The following is a 17,619-nucleotide window of genomic DNA, read 5'->3' as shown; positions in this document are numbered from 1 at the left end:
GTGAATTAAAATACTATTTCACAAAAAGTAGGAAAAATGAGGTGAAGGAGCAAGGAGAGAAAATTTATGCAGCTTCTTGTTCTTTATACTGCAGCAAATACAATTTGTGATAAATCCCTTTGTGCAGCAACAATTCCTGATGCGTTCCCATTTCGCGGATCTCACCTTTATGCATGACAACGATTGCATCCGCATTTTGTATGGTCGATAAGCGGTGTGCGATAACAATTGCTGACCGATGAGCAAGCAGTTTTTGAATAGCAGATTGGATAAGGATTTCCGTCTCCGTATCTACACTGGATGTTGCTTCATCAAGCACAAGGATCTTCGGATTGAAGGCCAGAGCTCGGGCAAACGAAAGAAGTTGTTTTTGTCCGACAGAAAGCGTGGATCCGCGTTCCTTCACTTCCTCATCATATCTCTTTGGCAATGAATCAATAAATCGATCAACACCCACAATTCGGCAAGCCTCTTGTATCTGTTCCAGTGATATCTCTTCATTTCCCAGATTGACATTCCCTTTGATATCTCCGGAAAAAAGGAAAACGTCCTGCAACACAACGGCAATATGTTTCCGCAAATCAGAAAGTGCAACCTCACGGATATTTATCCCGTCAATAAGGATCTCCCCTTTTTGAACCTCGTAAAACCGTGATAACAAATTGATAATTGTTGTCTTCCCTGCACCCGTATGACCGACAAATGCAACGGTTTCACCAGGATTGATTGTGAATGAGATATCCTTGAGAACCCAATTTTCATCATTATACGCAAACCAGACATTCCTAAATTCGATCTTTCCCGCAATATTTTCAAATTGCTTCGGTTGTTCTGCTTCTGCAATGAATGACGTATCATCCAACAGTTTAAAGATCCGTTCGGACGAAGCCATCGCTGTCTGCATGATGTTATATTTTTCCGAAAGGTCCCGAATGGGACGCCAGAACATTTCGTTGAATTGGAGAAACGCCATCACCGTACCAATGGTGACTGTCCCTTGAAGTGCGTTTCCACCCGCATACCAAATGATCAACCCAACAGAAATAGCTCCAATGAGATCCACTCCCGGATAAAAAATTGCGTAATAGAAGATCGATTTAATGTTTGCTTCGCGATGTCCCGCATTGTGTTGTTCAAATTCGCTGAACGCCTTTTTTTCCCGATTGAAGATCTGATCGACCAGCATACCGGTAATATGTTCCTGCATAAACGTATTGATTCTGGCAATGTACAAGCGGACTTCACGATATGCTTCGCGCGCTTTTTTCCGGAACAGGAATGTCCCATAGATCAAAAATGGCAGCACGCTTAGCGAAAGCAGAGCAAGTTCCGCATTCATAGAGAACATGAACCAAACGATACCGATAATCATGAAGACATCACTGAAGACCATCACAATTCCAGATGAAAACATTTCGTTCAGCACTTCAACATCGTTCGTCACACGCGTGATCAATCGACCGATAGGATTTTTATCGTAAAATTTTAATGACAGTCGTTGCAAATGCCGGAACAGTTCCATACGAAGATCAAAGATTGTCTCCTGTCCGATCTTTTGGGTGATGTAGGCATTATAATATTGAACGACACCGCGAATAATCAGCAACAGTAAAAAAAGGATCGTGGTTGTTAACAATCCGGCACTGTCCTTATTTGCAATGTTAACGTCTACGGCAATCTTGGTAAAATACGGACGAACTGCTTCGAGTCCCGATACGGCAAAAGATAAAAATATTGCCAACGCCACCTGCCACTTATAAGGGCGCAGATAGATGACCAGTCGCTTCATCAATTGAGCGTCGTATGCTTTCCCTAATATTTCGTCATCTTGCATAAATCAAGTCAAAAGTATTATGGCACGTCGCCCTTCAGGGCGACTATAAAATCCCATTTATCTGTTTTACAATATTTTCTAAAGAATACTTGTCAAAATCTTTTACGACAAGGAGAGATGAACCAATTTTGGATACATACGTCTTTGCTGATGAAAAGCTATAGTTTTCAGGATGTACAACAAGCCCCGCTTTTACCGGATTGTTATGGATGTAATTCACTTTAATTGCAAAATCGATTGCTTCGCGTAGAAAGACATCGTGAAACCCACCCTGCCATAATTTTTCTCCAACAGTATTTTGCTGCTTATTAATTTCTCTTGCAGATGCACCGTTGATATGGTTCATCAATTTTTCCAGTGTCATTTGTTCCGGCTGTTGTAATAGTAGATGAACATGATCCGGCATAACAACATACCCAAATAGCTTTATCTCTAAATCGACAACTTTTTTCTTCAGCACATTCAAATACGTTGTGCAGGCTCGCTCATTTGTAAACGGTTTGATACCTCGTGCACAATGCACAGATAGAAAGAATAATCCGTTTGGAATTGAAAAATGTTTCGGACGCATTGTTTATACGATTCGTCGGCGTAAACGCCGACTTTCCAGAAATATTACAATCCTTCAAGTTCCTTTTCCAATAATTGCTTCTGATATAATCCAGCATAAATTCCATTCAGCGTCACTAATTCGTCGTGTTTTCCTTGTTCAACAATCTTCCCCCCGTTCAAGACAATGATATTATCTGCATCTTTTACGGTAGATATTCTGTGAGCGATGATAATGCTTGTTCTTCCTTTCATCACAGTGCGCATCCGTTCAAGAATTGTTTCTTCGGTATAGGTATCAACCGCCGAAAGAGCGTCATCGAGAATCAGAATATTCGGCCGGCGCAAGATTGCACGGGCAATACTTGTCCGCTGTTTTTGTCCTCCGGAAAGGGTGATTCCGCGTTCACCCAGCATCGTTTCGAACCGCTGAGGGAAATCGGCGACATCCTTTGCAATCTGAGAAACGTCGGCTGCTTCATGAATTAATTCTCGCTGCGCTTCATCATCGCCATATCGAATATTTTCTGCAATCGAATCAGAGAAAAGGAATGTCTCCTGCGGAACGTATCCAATGCTTTTTCTTAACACCTCAATAGGTATTGTTTCAATATCAATGCCATCAATCAATAACTGACCGTCGGTAATATCATATAATCTTGGAATAAGATTTACCAACGAACTTTTCCCGGTACCGGTATAGCCAACAATCGCCAGTGTTGATCCTTTCGGGATTATTAAATTGATATTTTGAAGCGTCGGATTTTTTGCTGTTTCATGTGTAAAGTTCACATCCTTAAATTCAATCTCACCTTCGATGGACTCTATCGAAAAATCCGTTGAGTCCGTATTGCGAATATTCGGCACAGTGTCAAAGATCTTTGCGAGGCGTTTCATAGAAGCTGCTCCCTGCTGCCACATATTCGTGACCCATCCAAAGGCAATCATCGGCCAAATAAGGAGCGAAAGGTACGTCATAAATGCCGTCAGCGTTCCAATGGTCATTTCACCGCTGATTACTTTTAATCCACCAATATAGATCGTAATAATAATCGACAGTCCGACTAGAATGAACATCAACGGCCACATAATCGATTGCGCTTTTGCCAGAACGAGATTTTTTTTGAAATAGTCCCAGCTTGCTTTACGGAATTGTTCTACCTCATATTCCTCCCGTACATACGCCTTCACAACTCGAGCTCCCGAAAGATTCTCTTGCGCTTTCGTCGTCAAAATGGAGTACTGTTCCTGACGCTCATTGAACTTTTCGTGTATCACTTTCCCCAGATAATATACAGCGTAGGAAACGAATGGCATGGGAATCAACGCAAGCAATGTCAACTGCCAATCTTTTACAAACATCAGCACCAGAGACATAGAAAGAGTCATTAAAGTATCTGAAGGATACATAATCCCCGGGCCAAGAACATTTCGCACCGAACTGATGTCATTTGTAGCATGTGCCATCAAGTCGCCGGTGGGAGTATTTTGGAAATATGATAGTGGAAGTTTTTGAATATGGGAAAGGAAATCGTTTCGGAGATCGTATTCAATCTTTCGCGAAACAACAATAATCGTTTGTCGTGTAAGGAACAGCATAACACCGGCGATGAGAGCAAATCCCACAACGAGTCCAGAATACCACAGCAGATCTGTATGTTGAATTGATCCCTTCTCTAGTCCACGCTTTAATTCGTCAATCGCCTCGCCAATGAACCACGGAGTTGCCACAGTGAAAAGGTTACTCACAATCACAGTGACCAATCCTAAATACAGAGTGGTTTTGTACTTTGCTAAATATGGCAGAAGTCGTTTAAGGGATCCCATGTGTTTAAAATATCGAAACGGTCAAACGACCGTTCCAGATAAATAAGGTATTTTTGTCTTTTATTTTTTTGCCATTAACCGATCACGGAAAATTTTGTATACTGCTGTAACACTTTCGGAACAATAATTTTCCCTTCCGGTGTCTGATTGTTTTCGATAATCGCGGCCACAATTCTTGGAAGCGCAAGACCCGATCCATTCAGCGTATGAACAAATTCCTGCTTACCGGTCTCTTTTGACTTGAACTTAATGTTCATTCTGCGCGCTTGAAAGGTTTCAAAATTACTGCACGACGAGACTTCCAACCATTTCTGTTGTCCAGCAGCCCAAACTTCCAGATCGTATTTTTTCGTCTGCGTAAAGCCCATATCTCCTGTGCACATTAACAGAACACGATATGGTAAACCGAGAAGTTGTAATAAACGTTCCGCATCGGTGCGCAATGATTCAAGTTCGTCGTACGACGTATTTGGATGAACGAATTTCACTAACTCCACTTTATCAAATTGGTGGAGCCGATTCAATCCGCGAACATCCTTCCCATACGATCCCGCTTCGCGGCGGAAACATGGTGTATAACCAGCATATTTGATCGGCAGATCTTTCTCCTCAAAAGTTTCCTTGCGATGAAAATTGGTTACCGGTACTTCCGCAGTCGGAATCATATACAATTCGTCCCGCGTTGCAACATACATCATATCCTCTTTATCCGGAATTTGACCCGTACCGCGAGCACTATCCTTATTCACAACGATGGGCGCCTGAAGTTCGGTATATCCGTGCTCTGCCGCTTGATCTAAAAAGAAATTGATTAATGCTCGTTGAAGCGTTGCCGCTTTCCCAACATAAAACGGAAACCCCGCGCCGGAAACTTTTGATCCGCGGTCAAAATCGATAATTCCAAGTTTGTTGGTAAGATCCCAATGCGGCTTTAATTCAAAATCAACTTTGGGTTTTTCTCCCCATTCGAAGATAGATTTATTGTCATCGGGAGTTGATCCAATCGGGACTGAAGGATGAGGAACATTAGGAACCGTAAGAAGTAAATCTTCCAGCTTCTCTTCAACTGTTTTCAATTCGTCATCAATTTGTTGAATGCGAGTCTTGACTGAATTCATCTCTTCAATTACAGCACTAGCATCTTCGCCAGATTTTTTCATCTGGCCGACTTTTGCGGAAACTTCATTTCGTTTCGCTTTTAATCCTTCACCTTCACCGATAAGAGTCCGTCGTTGATTGTCCAACGCAAGAATCGCATCGATGTTGTCGTCTGTTTTTTTTAATTTGATACCGTCTTTAACAACATCAGTATGTTCGCGAATAAATTTTAAGTCTAACATAATATTTCCTATTGGATTACTTCAATGGTTACAAGCAAGGCGTACGTATGTAATGTTTTATTGAGCACTTTTTCAATTGAAACAACATTCAATTTCCCATCGTTCGGTAAATAGACATGTTGTTCCATTCCGGCGGTCTGATCGGCAGAACTATTGGCGCAGGCATAACGTTCCAGCATTTTTGCCGGTGCTTTCCCCTTGGAAGATTCTCCGAAGTTACCCGCTACAATAATCGGATATTCCGGCATCGTTTTTTGTATCGATAAGATTTCATACACCTGTTTCACCCGTTCACTCAAATCTTCATCATCCAGATCGGTGGATGCAAATGCTAATGATTTCAATCCCATTTCAAAAACACCGAACGATAGTGAACGACGAGTTTTCCCTTTCCCGGTCGGAAGCATGTATGTATTCGATTGAAGAATTGGATACATAGAAAAAAGCGCATTTCCGGAATCCCATCCTTGAAAATAACGAGCCTTCGCGAATGTACCGCGCATATCCAACCGTTTCAATAATTCTGAATATGCATCAAACTCCGGTTTCGAATCCGTTGCGCGAATGATTTGCTGTACTGCAACAACTTCTGCCCCTGTTGTCTTGACCCAATCAGCAAATTTTTTCACTTCGGCTTTATCTTTTAATCCATGTTGCGCATTAACCGTCAACATTTTGAATTGACTCGTCAATGCTTTTGGTGTTCCCTTTAAAGCGTCCGCTGCATCCGTTGTTTTTTCGGAAGATGCGCACGATGCATAAAATAATGCGATTGATGCTGTGCAAATAATTAGGATTAGTTTTTTCATATTAATTAAGATGGATTCCTGTCAATTCTTCTTGAAGCAATTTTAATCCTTGCGTAATATTCAAAGGATTGTAATTGAATGTTCGTTTTGCTTTTTCGGTAATGAATGTAGTATGCAAAGGACGCTGTGCCAATTGATTCAGATCGTTGGATGTTTTTTTTTCGATCAAGGAAGTATCATAACCAAAAATTTCCGCAGCCCTTACGGCAAAATCATAACGACTGACATGTTCGGCACCAGCAACATGGAACAGACCTTTCGCATCACAATCAATACATTGTCTCATGGCAACAGCAAGATCGTGAACATACGTTGGATTACTGATCTGATCAGAGGCGCAGCGAATTGGTTTATTCTCCTGCAAATTGTTGATCACCCATAATGCAAAATTATTTCTGACGTTGACACCTGTTCCATACACTACGATTGTTCGAAGAATTGCATAGTCGATTCCGCTTGAAACGATAACATTTTCTCCGGCCAATTTCGTTTTACCGTAATAGTTGATAGGATTAACGCGATCGTGTTCAGTATAGTTTCCCGCTTTGCCGTCAAAAACATAATCGGTGGAGACATGGATCAATTTTGCGCCGATCCTTCTGCTGACTTCAACAAGATTCTCAACTGCAACAACGTTCATTTTCCAGGCAAGTTCCCGGTCGCGCTCACAGGCATCCACATTCGTCATCGCCGCCGCATTCAAAATCACATCCGGACGATAACTTGTGATGAGGCTTTTTACATCACCGCGAATGGAAATATCAAGTTGCGTATAGTCAATTAAAATTTCCGGTTGAGCGAATGATCGATGATGAGAGGAATGTAATACTTCATATTCATCGTCTGAATCCAATACTAACGCCAATCGCTGCCCAAGCAATCCATTGCTGCCGCACACTAACACTCGTTTCATAGCAGTTCCCTCATCGCCTTTAACTGCTGATGTTTTTCCGACAATGAAAATTTTGTGCTATACGCAGCCGATGTTTGTGCGAACATGGACGCATCGGTATAATTTTTCTTTTTAAGATATGCGTAGAGAAATGACACTCCAAAGATATCACCGGAGCCGAGAGTTGAAACGGGATCAGGGTTCTTCTCGTTCGGAATTTCCGTCGTCAACAATTGTTTATGCTGATCCTGATAGATGGTAGCACCTTTTTCTCCGCGTGTGATTACCAACGCTTTCACCATTAATGGCATCATCTGTTTTGCAAGGAGTTCATCGCTATAATGTTCCAGGGAAAGTTCGATCGCCTCTTCCTCATTCATCTGGACGCTATCGGTCATAAAGCACCAGCGGCGCCAGTCAGCCAGTGGTTTGCGAACACGAGTACCATCCTCCTGAACAGCCAAGGTGAGACAATGCATATCCAGATGTATAGGTATTTTTTTCCCGCGAACTTCCAGGCGTATTTCGTCGATGGTATTGACCGTAATATCGTTGCCGGAGATCATGTTGATATACACAGCATCAACATTCAAGAATTTTTTTATCTGCGAAAATGGAATTGGCTGCGAAACATTGAGTGAACATTCGTTTGGGCTGTCGCTGTAATAATGTACACGATTGGATTCGCCGGGAAACTGAAACATACCCGAGATGTCTACATTCTTAAACTGCGATAACGTTTCACGGAGCGTTTGAAAATCTTTTTCACCGACGCCAAAAAGCGGAAAGATCGTATCACGATCCGAAGCTAAATTTGCCAATGCCGCAATAGAATGGTATATCCCTCCCAATTTTGTTTCTTCAGAACCATCGGGAAGATGGAATACATCCACGCAAAAATGTCCAATCACGGTTAGTTTCATTTCTTATAAACCACCTTTGGATCGAACATGATGTCATTTTTTTCTTTATACTGGTTTCCACTTTCAATAACTTCACGATAGAAACAGGTGCGATGTCCTGTATGGCAGGCAGCTTCACCAATCTGATGGACTTTCATCAAGATAACGTCAGCATCACAGTCGATATGAATCGATTTCACTTCCTGATAATTTCCCGACTCTTCCCCTTTGCGCCATAATTTATTTCTGGAACGACTGAAATAGACTGCACGGTTCGTCTTCACCGTCTCTTCAAGACTTTCACGGTTCATCCACGCCATCATTAAAATATCGCCAGTCTTGTCATCTTGCGCGATGGCGGGAACCAGTCCGTTAACATCATATTTTACATCATCAAGGAGTTTCATATGTTTGAACTACACCCTCACTAAAATGTTTTTCGATTTCAAAAATTCTTTTGCTTGACCGATAGTGAACTGCCGAAAATGAAAGATAGATGCAGCAAGTACAGCGTCAACATCTGCATCTGCAAATGCCCGATATAAATGATCAAGGGTTCCAGCTCCGCCGCTCGCAATTACTGGAACTCTTACTGAACTTGTAACTCGCTTAAGCAGTTCTGTGTCATAACCGTCCTTCGTCCCATCCCGATCCATACTGGTCAGCAGGATCTCTCCGGCACCGCGCTGTTCACATTGCTGCGCCCATTCTATAACATCAAGTTCCGTTTCCGTGCGCCCGCCATGGACAAACACTTTCCATCGATTATCCGCTATCTTTTTTGCATCGATCGCGACCACAATACACTGGACTCCAAATTTCTCTGCACCATCATTAATCAACTGTGGCTTATTAACAGCAGCTGTATTGATACTTACTTTATCGGCTCCGCTGCGTAACATTTCACGCATATCGTTGGTAGTTCGAATTCCTCCTCCGATAGTAAATGGTATGGAGACCTCTTCTGCGGTTCGTCGCACAACATCAAGCATCGTTGAACGATTATCCGATGAAGCGGTGATATCCAGAAAGATCAGTTCGTCTGCCCCTTCTCGATCGTAAAAGCGGGCTTGTTCAACCGGATCACCTGCATCGATAAGCTCAACGAAGTTCGTTCCCTTTACGACTCTTCCTTTATCAACATCCAAACATGGAATAATTCTTTTGGCAAGCATATCAGATTCTTCTTGTTGGACCGAGATCATCCAACTCTTTTTCGTTGTCTCGCCATAATGCTTGGCAAGAAAAACGATTTTCATACAACGCTTTACCAACGATAACAGAATCCACACCGTATTTTTCCAGCGCCTGTAATCCAATCAAGTCCTGATAACTTGAAACTCCTCCGGATGCTGTCACTCGTAAACCAGTTCGTTGAGCAATATCCTGTATCGCGACAAAATTCGGTCCCGCCAACATACCGTCTCTTGTAATGTCAGTATAGACGATCCTGCAGACGCCGAGTGATTTCATATTCAGTGCAAGCGAAACGGCTTCAATACCGGTATTCTCCTGCCACCCTTTGGTCATTACGATACCGTTCTTTGCGTCAATGCCAACGACAATCTTCCGCGCACCAAAATCCTTCACACATCGTTCAACAAGTTCCGGGTCATCGATTGCCGCAGTTCCTAACACAACGCGATACAATCCGATTTCAAACAACTGTTTTACCTGTTCATAGGAGCGAATACCTCCGCCAATTTGAATCGGAATATCGACCGCTTTCATCATTCTACGAAGGACATCCAGATTTTTCATTTTTCCGTCAAACGCACCATCGAGATCGACAACATGAAGCGTTTTGGAATTTTCACCGCGCCAAAGAATTGCCATCTGCACAGGATCGTCGGAATAAATCTTTTCCGTTCCCGGCGCGCCCTGAACAAGACGAACACAACGTCCGTCCTTAATATCAATTGCTGGTAATATCAATAACATTATATCTCTGCAAAATTATGTAAAAGCTGTAATCCGGTAGTTTGACTTTTTTCCGGATGAAATTGTATTCCAAAAATATTTTTCTGTTGTATGATCGACGTAAACCGTACACCATAATCTGTCACAGCTAATGTGACATTTTCTTTTGGTTGGACATAATAAGAGTGGACAAAATAGACAAAACTGTTTTCTTTCACATTGTTTAGCAGTGGTGATTGTTTCACCATTTCTACCTGATTCCATCCCATATGTGGAATCTTTACCGTTGAAGGAAACAATCTTACATCACCCTTCACAAAGTCCAGTCCCTCAAACTCACCTAACTCATAACTCTTTGAAAACAACAGCTGCATTCCTAGACAAATACCAAGTAATGGCTGTTCGGACGCTACATGGTCGTTCAGCAATCGATCCATTCCAAGAGTGCGGATGTTTTCCATTGCCTGACCAAACGCACCAACTCCCGGAAGCACCAGTTTTGTCGCTTTCCGCAATTCTTCCACCCGGTCTGAAATAAACGATTCCACTCCTGTTTTTTCGAACGCTTTTTGAACGGAACGCAAATTATTTAGGTGATAATCTATTATACCAATCATTATCAATTATCATATCTCAATGAACAATTACCACAACTGATATATTTTATTGGTAATTGATTATTGTCCATTGTCTATTGACTACAGTTTCCCTTTAGTGGAAAGGACACCTTTTACCCGTGGATCCAGTTCACACGCTAGGCGCATTGCACGTGCAAACGATTTAAAGATCGCTTCAATTTTGTGGTGCGTATTTTTTCCATATAACACTTCAATATGGATGTTCGCTTTCAGATTTTCAGCAACCGATTGAAAAAAATGTTCGATCATTTCCGTGGAAAGATCTCCCACTTTCTTACGATTGAACTCAGCTTTAAATACAAGTGCAGAACGTCCGCTGAGATCCACGACGCAGCGCGCAAGAGCTTCATCCATTGGAACATAGGCCGTTCCGTATCGTGCAATCCCTTTTTTATCCCCTAGAGCATCGGTAAATGCTTTTGCAAGTGCGATACCGACATCCTCTGTTGTATGATGATCGTCCACATGGAGATCTCCCTTGCATGAGACAACGATGTCAAACAGTCCATGCTTTGCAAACAGATCTAACATATGATCCAAAAAACCGATACCGGTCGCAACGGTTGCTTTTCCACTCCCGTTCAATACAATCGATACGGAGATGTCAGTTTCTTTCGTTTTTCGTTTAATTTTGGCTTTACGCATAAGAAAAATAGGGACGCAAGTGACGTCCCTACTTCAAAATGCGCATAATTTGGGAGAGTTTCAAGAAAAGGGGGTCACTTCTTCTTTTTTGAATTGAGGGAAAATTTGACCGGAACCGTCAGGCGAGCTTTGACAGCATTCTTATTCTTCGTACAGGGAGAAAATTTCCATTGCTTAACAGCATTCACAGCTTCATTGGACATTTCATTAACCGCAGCGTAAGCTTGTTCAGATAATTTCATTTTCAATTCTTCAGATAACGTGTCAATTATTGTTTTCTGATCAGTGACATACAGTCGATGAACAAATGCTCCCAGGACATTCCCTTTTTCATCAATGGAAACATTCAACCAAAATTCTCCTTCCAAATTCTGCTTTCGTGCACTTGCAGGATATTTAGGTGGTTGGGATGATATGAGCTGCGGCAACTTATCCAACTCTTCTTCCTTAAAATACTCTCTGAATTTAAATGGAATGGAAACCCAGACTGATACCGGCACTCCTTTTAGCATTGCAGGTTCAAATTTCCACTTCATCGCCGCATCAATACTTGGTTGAATGAGTATTTCATTATCAGATTTTAAAACCGACGTCTTCCGTACTTTGCCTTCAGTGTCTACCCATAGCTTAAGCCACACTGTTCCCTCAACACCGGCCCGTCGAGCAATTTCTGGATACACCGGAGCTGCCATACTTTCTTTAATCGGTGTAGGCTGTTTTTCTACGGGAACAAAATCAGCAGGTTCTTGATCCGCCTTTTTTAATGTGAAAAATTGATATTCCGTTTTCTTTCCATCGACAAGATAGACATTATTGATGATCTGTCTTTCGTACGATTCAGCTTCCGCTTTTAATTGATAGATCCCTTCTGGAACCGACTCAATTTTATATTGTCCATCAGCTGTAGTTGTCGATACAAATTTTGTCCCGATGATTGTTACTTTTGCATTAGCAATCGGTTCACGGGAAGATTGATCGATGACAGAACCTAGAATTGTAGCCGAACCTTTTTGAGGTTCTTCCGGAAGAACATTTTCGGAAGCATGAGACTCTCTCGTAGAGTTATCCATCGATGAAAGAGAAGGAATATTTTGAGCAACCATTGTACTAACGGCAAATAAAAGAAGACTACAGCATAGTAATTTCATAAAACAACCTCAGTTAGATTTGAAATTTGTGGTAGAATTGATTTTGGCATATACTGGTGGAAATGAAGTCATATACACATACTCCGTCTCCGTTTTTTCAACAACTGTCGGGGGCTGCGTCATTTTTTGAACAAACAAAACCGCAGAAACAAACATCATCATAACAATCACGGCGGCGACAGGATAGGAAATAGTAATTTTGTTTTTCCAAAAACCATTCTTCTGATCCCCTTTTGTAATGGAAGTTTCCGATTCGTGCAATGTAGAGCGCAGACGGAGCATCAACTTCATCATTGCTCTACATTCTGAACATTGACCAAGATGGAAAAATAGTTCCGCTGTCTCTTGGTCGTTTAATTCGTCATCAGTATACACACTGATTAATTCCTGATACTCTTCACACGTCTTCATAATTCCCTCTCGGTTAAATACGGTTTCAATTTTTCTATCAATGCTTTGCGCGCTTTAAATAATCGCGTCTTTACCGTTGGCATTGTCGCTCCGGTTATTTGAACAATCTCAGCATACGATAATTGTTCATATTCCCGAAGAATAATCACTTCACGGAAGGTTGGATGCAGCAAGTTTAATGCAATTTTGACTATTTCCTTTCGATCTTTTTTTGCCAACTGATCATCCGGTAGTTCTCCTTGCCAAATAATTTCTTCATTCAGCGCCTCTCCTTTTTTTCTTCGTAATTCTCCAAATGCCTCATTTCGTGCGACTGTATAGATCCAGCTTTTTACTGATTCCACATTTCGAATAGCTGTATGGTCTGTTTGGAGTTTAACAAATACATTCTGAACGGCATCTTCTGCCATTTGTTCATCATTGAGCAGACGAACACAAAACAATAGCAATTGTTTTTGATAACGTAGATACAATTGTGAAAGAGCTGATTGATGCCCTTTGCACAATTGTTCCAGGAGAACTGAGTCAGAAGCTGTTTCCAGAAAATGCCTTTGTGTGAACAAATGTGACGCTATCTGTAAGATGGGAAAAGATGCGGAAAGTTACCCTGAGAATGAAGAATATTTTCAGTTTACGATAAGGCTACATAGTGAGAATTGTCAAAAAAAAAGTACACATTCAATTAATGATAGAGCGAGCTGCAAAATATGTGTGTTATTCTGTTGTATCTTTTTATGGCTTGTATCGAAAACATTTTAGCTCATGATCATTCACCAATCCACATGCCTGCATAAATGCATAACAGATGGTGGAACCGACAAATCGAAATCCGCGCTTTTTCAACTCTTTGCTCATGATGTCAGATTCGGGAGTTGTGGGGGGAATATCTTTAATAGACTTTCTCTTGTTAATGATCTGTTTGCCATTCACAAACTGCCAAATGTATGAGTCAAAACTGCCGAATTCTTTCTGGACTTGTAAAAATGCTTCGGCATTGGAAATAACTGAAGCAATCTTCAACCGGTTCCGGACGATCCCTTCATTTCCAAGCAGTTGTTGCACTTTGGCAGCATCATATTTGACGATTTTTTTTGCATCGAAATTGTCAAACGCCTTTCGATAATTTTCCCGTTTCCGGAGAATGGTGATCCAACTTAATCCCGCCTGCGCCCCTTCAAGATTCAACATTTCGAACAATTTTCTGTCATCGTGGACAGGAACACCCCACTCTGTATCGTGATATAAATTGTATAAAGGATCTGTTCCAGACCATGCGCATCGGTGTTTCATATTGTTATTCCTAAATAATGATTGAGTCGCTTTTGCTGTCTTCTATGGTGATGATAATGCATGAGAATCAATTGATACCACTCGCGAGCGTTTAGATATCCAAATGCCGGATGTTCAGTTTTTTGTTCCGATGGTGCTTTTTCCACCATGGGAACAATCTCTTTTACAGTGTAAACTAATTTCTTCAACTTTTCCAATACTTCTTCTTTATTCTTTGGCTGTTGTGGTGTATATGACGGTGAAGGAGGCACTTTAATTCTTATTGGGGGAAACGCTCCTAAGGTAAAGGAAATAACCCCAGGTAATTTTTTCCCGCCGTTCATTTCCTTTCCATTTTTGTTGGAACAGAGCTGTATCTGTTTTAAATGAAAATTCTCAGCCGATTGAATAAGGTGTACATATACTTGCCCGATGGACCATTGGAGTTCGTCCGGTTTTCGAAGGAACTGTTCTTCTGTATAGAGATTCAGATCTTCAATCCAACGAAGTGCAATCTGCTCAAATTGTGAAAATGCTTTTTGTAATGACAACATTTTTTTTCCTCAAATATTTTTTAATGGTTAACGTGATAATGAATTTGCACGAGACCGGAATTATAATGTTTACACTCAACACAGGTTACTTGTTGTTCAGGACGATTATCTTGGAATAATCTGATGCCATCGCCAAGCACGATAGGAATGATCGATATGATCCATTCATCAATCAGATCCCGTTTCATTAATTCGTTGACGATTTCTGCTCCTCCATCCACAAAAATATTCCTTCCGGCTTTTCCTTTGAGTGCTGCAATTAATACTTCAACATCCCCGTCATAAAATGTGATGTTTCCCAACGTTGGACGTTTATTTCGTGTTATGACAAAACATTCCTTATCAGCGTGTGGGAACCCGATACCGAACGTCATTACTTTGTCGTATGTCTTTCTGCCGATAATTACCGTATCAATCGATTTGATAAAATTGCTATAACCATAGTCTTCACCCGATTGCTCAACAAAGGAAAGCCAATCAATATCGCCGTCCGGACGGGCGATATAACCGTCCAGACTCATGGCAATATAGACAATGACATGTCGATCATTCATACGAATTAATTCTCAGTACGCAGTTCCGAAGCATAATGACCGAATGAGATGATCCCGTCCCCGAGTTCAAAAAATATTTTCAATTCAGGACGATTCATTGCATCTTCATTAGCCTTCACTGCATCATCGTGCGATTCCCATTCACAATAATCAACAAAAGTATTGGGTGATTCCATTGAGCGTAACGAATGGAGCGATTTGAATCCTTTGAATTGCCTTATTGTATTATGCGCCAAAGGTTGTTGTTTCAAAAAGTCCTGAAGCTTTTCTTCTTTTACTTTATAGACGACAACTTCAAAAACTGGTGTTTGCATGTTTCTCCTTGATGATTGTGAGATGATGAATGTATTATATGATGGAAGTAAGACAACGTTATGTCAGCAGATTAGATTCTAAATCACTAGAGACCTCTGAAAAAGTCATTGCGAGGAGCGAAGCAACGAAGCAATCTTCATTAAACAAGCAAAAAAACGAGATTGCTTCGACAAAAAACGTCTCGCAATGACCCACTCGAGAGTTTTACAGATGTCTCCACTATTTATATAATTGGCTGTCGTATAATTGTTTTTAATTTCTCCGGAGCTGACTTGCGAGGATCATTTAAATAAATTTCATGATGCTTGCCTGTTCTCTTGTATCCTTGCTGAGAAATACCGTTATGCAATCGATCAATTGTTGGGCGTTCATCCCGGTATGGTCCGAAATGCATTATTTGTGCACATTTCCCTTCGTTAAATGTCTCAAAAGAAAGCTTGTGTATCGCTGAAAGGTTTTTTTTCTTCTGCACGGCTTCAATAGCATCGTCGAACAATCCTTTTGTCACAAGGTTCGGCTGCATCATCATCATTTTCCAGAGCCAAGCATCTTTACGTTCTGTGCTAAAATCTTCCATCACTGGCACCCACCATAGTCCCTCCAACGGTAATACACTATAATTAATGAGCCCCTTTCCCTTTTTAACCATAAACTTAATAGTGTAAGAGACGGTGTACAATGCTTCAACAGCTTCACGGTATTCAATGGCAGTGTTTGGGTCACCTTTTCCATCAATCATCACATATTGCAACGCAGGAACATCAACAAGAGTAATTTCTGTTGATGAGGATGCATAGAGAAGGTGCAATTCCTTTTTATAATCAATTTTTCTCATTATTCACTCCATGTGGATAGTATAGTTGAATAGTGATTCCTATTGCAATTTTCCGGATGAGGAATGCTATCGCGAGTGGTATTTTTATCATGAGCATCGTTCCCTCCGTAGTTTTTAATTTGAAGAACACTACAAATTTACAAAAGGGGTATGACAACCCTATGTCAGCAGGAAACGATTAATAAAATTATTTACAAAGAGAAGAGGTGTTTATTGGTAGATTTCGAGAAATTTTTTGAGGGTAGCTTTTACATTCTCGCGAAATGGTAAGGGGGAAATTGCCTCCGCCTTTTCTCCCCACCGAAGAAGCCACGTAATAATGGCGCTTTCGCTGGAGGATTCGATCGTAAGCATTACATGATGCTTGCTGGTTTGAGTTTTGATGATTTTATACGGCGGCTGTTCTTTTACCCAGCGAAAAATATCCCGGGAAATTTTTATCTGAAATAACGTTTTCACCGTTTGTTCTTCTCTTGCCAATTGGGAAAATCGGAAATTCTTCGGTCGCTCAAATGATTTGGATGTGACCATAACTGCTTCCATCCTGTCTAAACGGAACATCCGAAGACTTTTTCTTAAATGGTCAAAACCAGACATGGCCCAATTGCCATAAAAATTCGTCAACGCATATGGATCAACTTCACGCACCATAGGCTCTGTAGTATCTGAATAGCGTTTGTAGTATCGAAAGGCAAGACTCTTTTTTTCGATTATCGCGCGTCGAATTTTTTGCATTGCATCGCTTAAATTCCCTTTTTCTGCCTGTACTCCGGAAAAAAATGCAATATAGCTTTTTAGATAGGAGACCTCTTTTTTGAGTCCCTTTGAAAGCGATGCATGAATTTTATTTTCAGCTGAACGTGCCGCCTTTTTATACTGCGCATCAAAATGCTGTCCGACAGCATCAGCGCCAAGAATCAGCAGCAATGCTTCGTCTTTCGTGAAACTGACGGGAGGAAGAAAATACTCTTCATCAATGGAATATCCCTCTCCTGCTTTTCCTTTTACGGGAACGTTTGCTTCCATCAGCGCAAGAACATCGCGGTATATGGTCCGTTTGGTTACATCAAACCGTTCCGCTAGTTTTTGTGATGTAATTGTAGGGTTGTTTTGGATCTCAAGAAGGAGTGCAAAAAGCCGGTCAGTGCGGTTCATAGAGTGAGGCGTTGTTTTTGAA

At 41.2% G+C, this 17,619-nt stretch carries 21 protein-coding genes; all 21 read right to left on the bottom strand.

All coding sequences use genetic code 11. The annotated features are described in order from the left end of the window. Nucleotides 1-64 precede the first annotated feature (64 nt). The gene (locus tag WDA22_02640; protein ID MFA5832352.1) at nt 65-1,834 is read right to left on the bottom strand and encodes an ABC transporter ATP-binding protein; all 1,770 of its coding nucleotides are present in this window, start codon (nt 1,832-1,834) and stop codon (nt 65-67) included. A gap of 43 nt (nt 1,835-1,877) precedes the next feature. Then, a complete protein-coding gene (locus WDA22_02635) occupies nt 1,878-2,405 on the bottom strand; it encodes a transposase (GenBank protein MFA5832351.1) in 528 nt (175 codons plus the stop codon). A 44-nt stretch (nt 2,406-2,449) separates the two neighbouring features. After that, nucleotides 2,450-4,210 carry an ABC transporter ATP-binding protein gene (locus WDA22_02630; GenBank protein ID MFA5832350.1) on the bottom strand — a complete coding sequence of 587 codons (1,761 nt, stop codon included), beginning with the start codon at nt 4,208-4,210 and terminating at the stop codon, nt 2,450-2,452. 74 nt (nt 4,211-4,284) lie between these two features. Beyond that, entirely contained in the window at nt 4,285-5,550 is a 1,266-nt protein-coding gene (gene serS / locus WDA22_02625) for a serine--tRNA ligase (protein ID MFA5832349.1), read from the bottom strand. An 8-nt stretch (nt 5,551-5,558) separates the two neighbouring features. Then, nucleotides 5,559-6,359: a hypothetical protein gene (locus tag WDA22_02620; GenBank protein ID MFA5832348.1), complete on the bottom strand. Its 801-nt coding sequence runs from the start codon at nt 6,357-6,359 to the stop codon at nt 5,559-5,561. 1 nt (nt 6,360) lies between these two features. After that, on the bottom strand, nt 6,361-7,272 hold the full coding sequence (gene rfbD, locus WDA22_02615) for a dTDP-4-dehydrorhamnose reductase (GenBank protein MFA5832347.1): 912 nt from the start codon (nt 7,270-7,272) through the stop codon (nt 6,361-6,363). Then, nucleotides 7,269-8,174: a carbohydrate kinase family protein gene (locus tag WDA22_02610; GenBank protein ID MFA5832346.1), complete on the bottom strand. Its 906-nt coding sequence runs from the start codon at nt 8,172-8,174 to the stop codon at nt 7,269-7,271. Before WDA22_02610 ends, rfbD begins: the two co-directional genes overlap by 4 nt. Continuing rightward, nucleotides 8,171-8,560 (bottom strand): phosphoribosyl-AMP cyclohydrolase, encoded by a 390-nt coding sequence (hisI, locus tag WDA22_02605; GenBank protein MFA5832345.1) that lies wholly within the window; start codon nt 8,558-8,560, stop codon nt 8,171-8,173. The genes WDA22_02610 and hisI overlap by 4 nt, the downstream gene beginning before the upstream one ends. A gap of 9 nt (nt 8,561-8,569) precedes the next feature. Continuing rightward, nucleotides 8,570-9,328 carry an imidazole glycerol phosphate synthase subunit HisF gene (gene hisF, locus WDA22_02600; protein ID MFA5832344.1) on the bottom strand — a complete coding sequence of 253 codons (759 nt, stop codon included), beginning with the start codon at nt 9,326-9,328 and terminating at the stop codon, nt 8,570-8,572. Nucleotide 9,329: 1 nt separating this feature from the next. Next, the gene (hisA, locus tag WDA22_02595; GenBank protein ID MFA5832343.1) at nt 9,330-10,094 is read right to left on the bottom strand and encodes a 1-(5-phosphoribosyl)-5-[(5-phosphoribosylamino)methylideneamino]imidazole-4-carboxamide isomerase; all 765 of its coding nucleotides are present in this window, start codon (nt 10,092-10,094) and stop codon (nt 9,330-9,332) included. Continuing rightward, complete coding sequence (hisH, locus tag WDA22_02590) at nt 10,094-10,690, bottom strand: imidazole glycerol phosphate synthase subunit HisH (GenBank protein ID MFA5832342.1); 597 nt, start codon at nt 10,688-10,690, stop codon at nt 10,094-10,096. The genes hisA and hisH overlap by 1 nt, the downstream gene beginning before the upstream one ends. A gap of 81 nt (nt 10,691-10,771) precedes the next feature. Continuing rightward, nucleotides 10,772-11,356 carry an imidazoleglycerol-phosphate dehydratase HisB gene (gene hisB / locus WDA22_02585; GenBank protein ID MFA5832341.1) on the bottom strand — a complete coding sequence of 195 codons (585 nt, stop codon included), beginning with the start codon at nt 11,354-11,356 and terminating at the stop codon, nt 10,772-10,774. A 74-nt stretch (nt 11,357-11,430) separates the two neighbouring features. Continuing rightward, nucleotides 11,431-12,504 carry a TonB family protein gene (locus tag WDA22_02580; protein ID MFA5832340.1) on the bottom strand — a complete coding sequence of 358 codons (1,074 nt, stop codon included), beginning with the start codon at nt 12,502-12,504 and terminating at the stop codon, nt 11,431-11,433. Nucleotides 12,505-12,513: 9 nt separating this feature from the next. Continuing rightward, nucleotides 12,514-12,915, bottom strand: a complete 402-nt coding sequence (locus WDA22_02575; GenBank protein ID MFA5832339.1) for a zf-HC2 domain-containing protein — start codon at nt 12,913-12,915, stop codon at nt 12,514-12,516. Further along, nucleotides 12,912-13,388, bottom strand: coding sequence for a sigma-70 family RNA polymerase sigma factor (locus tag WDA22_02570; protein ID MFA5832338.1), 477 nt, complete (start codon nt 13,386-13,388; stop codon nt 12,912-12,914). Before WDA22_02570 ends, WDA22_02575 begins: the two co-directional genes overlap by 4 nt. Before the next feature lie 259 nt (nt 13,389-13,647). Next, the gene (locus WDA22_02565) at nt 13,648-14,205 is read right to left on the bottom strand and encodes a DNA-3-methyladenine glycosylase I (protein MFA5832337.1); all 558 of its coding nucleotides are present in this window, start codon (nt 14,203-14,205) and stop codon (nt 13,648-13,650) included. Further along, nucleotides 14,202-14,738 (bottom strand): DinB family protein, encoded by a 537-nt coding sequence (locus tag WDA22_02560; protein MFA5832336.1) that lies wholly within the window; start codon nt 14,736-14,738, stop codon nt 14,202-14,204. The genes WDA22_02565 and WDA22_02560 overlap by 4 nt, the downstream gene beginning before the upstream one ends. 20 nt (nt 14,739-14,758) lie before the next feature. Further along, a complete protein-coding gene (locus WDA22_02555) occupies nt 14,759-15,292 on the bottom strand; it encodes a dihydrofolate reductase family protein (protein MFA5832335.1) in 534 nt (177 codons plus the stop codon). A gap of 5 nt (nt 15,293-15,297) precedes the next feature. Then, a complete protein-coding gene (locus WDA22_02550) occupies nt 15,298-15,606 on the bottom strand; it encodes an antibiotic biosynthesis monooxygenase (protein MFA5832334.1) in 309 nt (102 codons plus the stop codon). A 224-nt stretch (nt 15,607-15,830) separates the two neighbouring features. Beyond that, a complete protein-coding gene (locus WDA22_02545; GenBank protein MFA5832333.1) occupies nt 15,831-16,442 on the bottom strand; it encodes a GyrI-like domain-containing protein in 612 nt (203 codons plus the stop codon). 210 nt (nt 16,443-16,652) lie between these two features. Beyond that, nucleotides 16,653-17,597: a YafY family protein gene (locus WDA22_02540; protein ID MFA5832332.1), complete on the bottom strand. Its 945-nt coding sequence runs from the start codon at nt 17,595-17,597 to the stop codon at nt 16,653-16,655. Nucleotides 17,598-17,619 lie beyond the last annotated feature (22 nt).

It is taken from the genome of Bacteroidota bacterium (assembly GCA_041658205.1).
In the GTDB taxonomy this organism is placed as follows: domain Bacteria; phylum Bacteroidota; class Ignavibacteria; order UBA10030; family UBA8401; genus UBA8401.
This window is presented reverse-complemented; position numbering and strand designations above follow the sequence as displayed.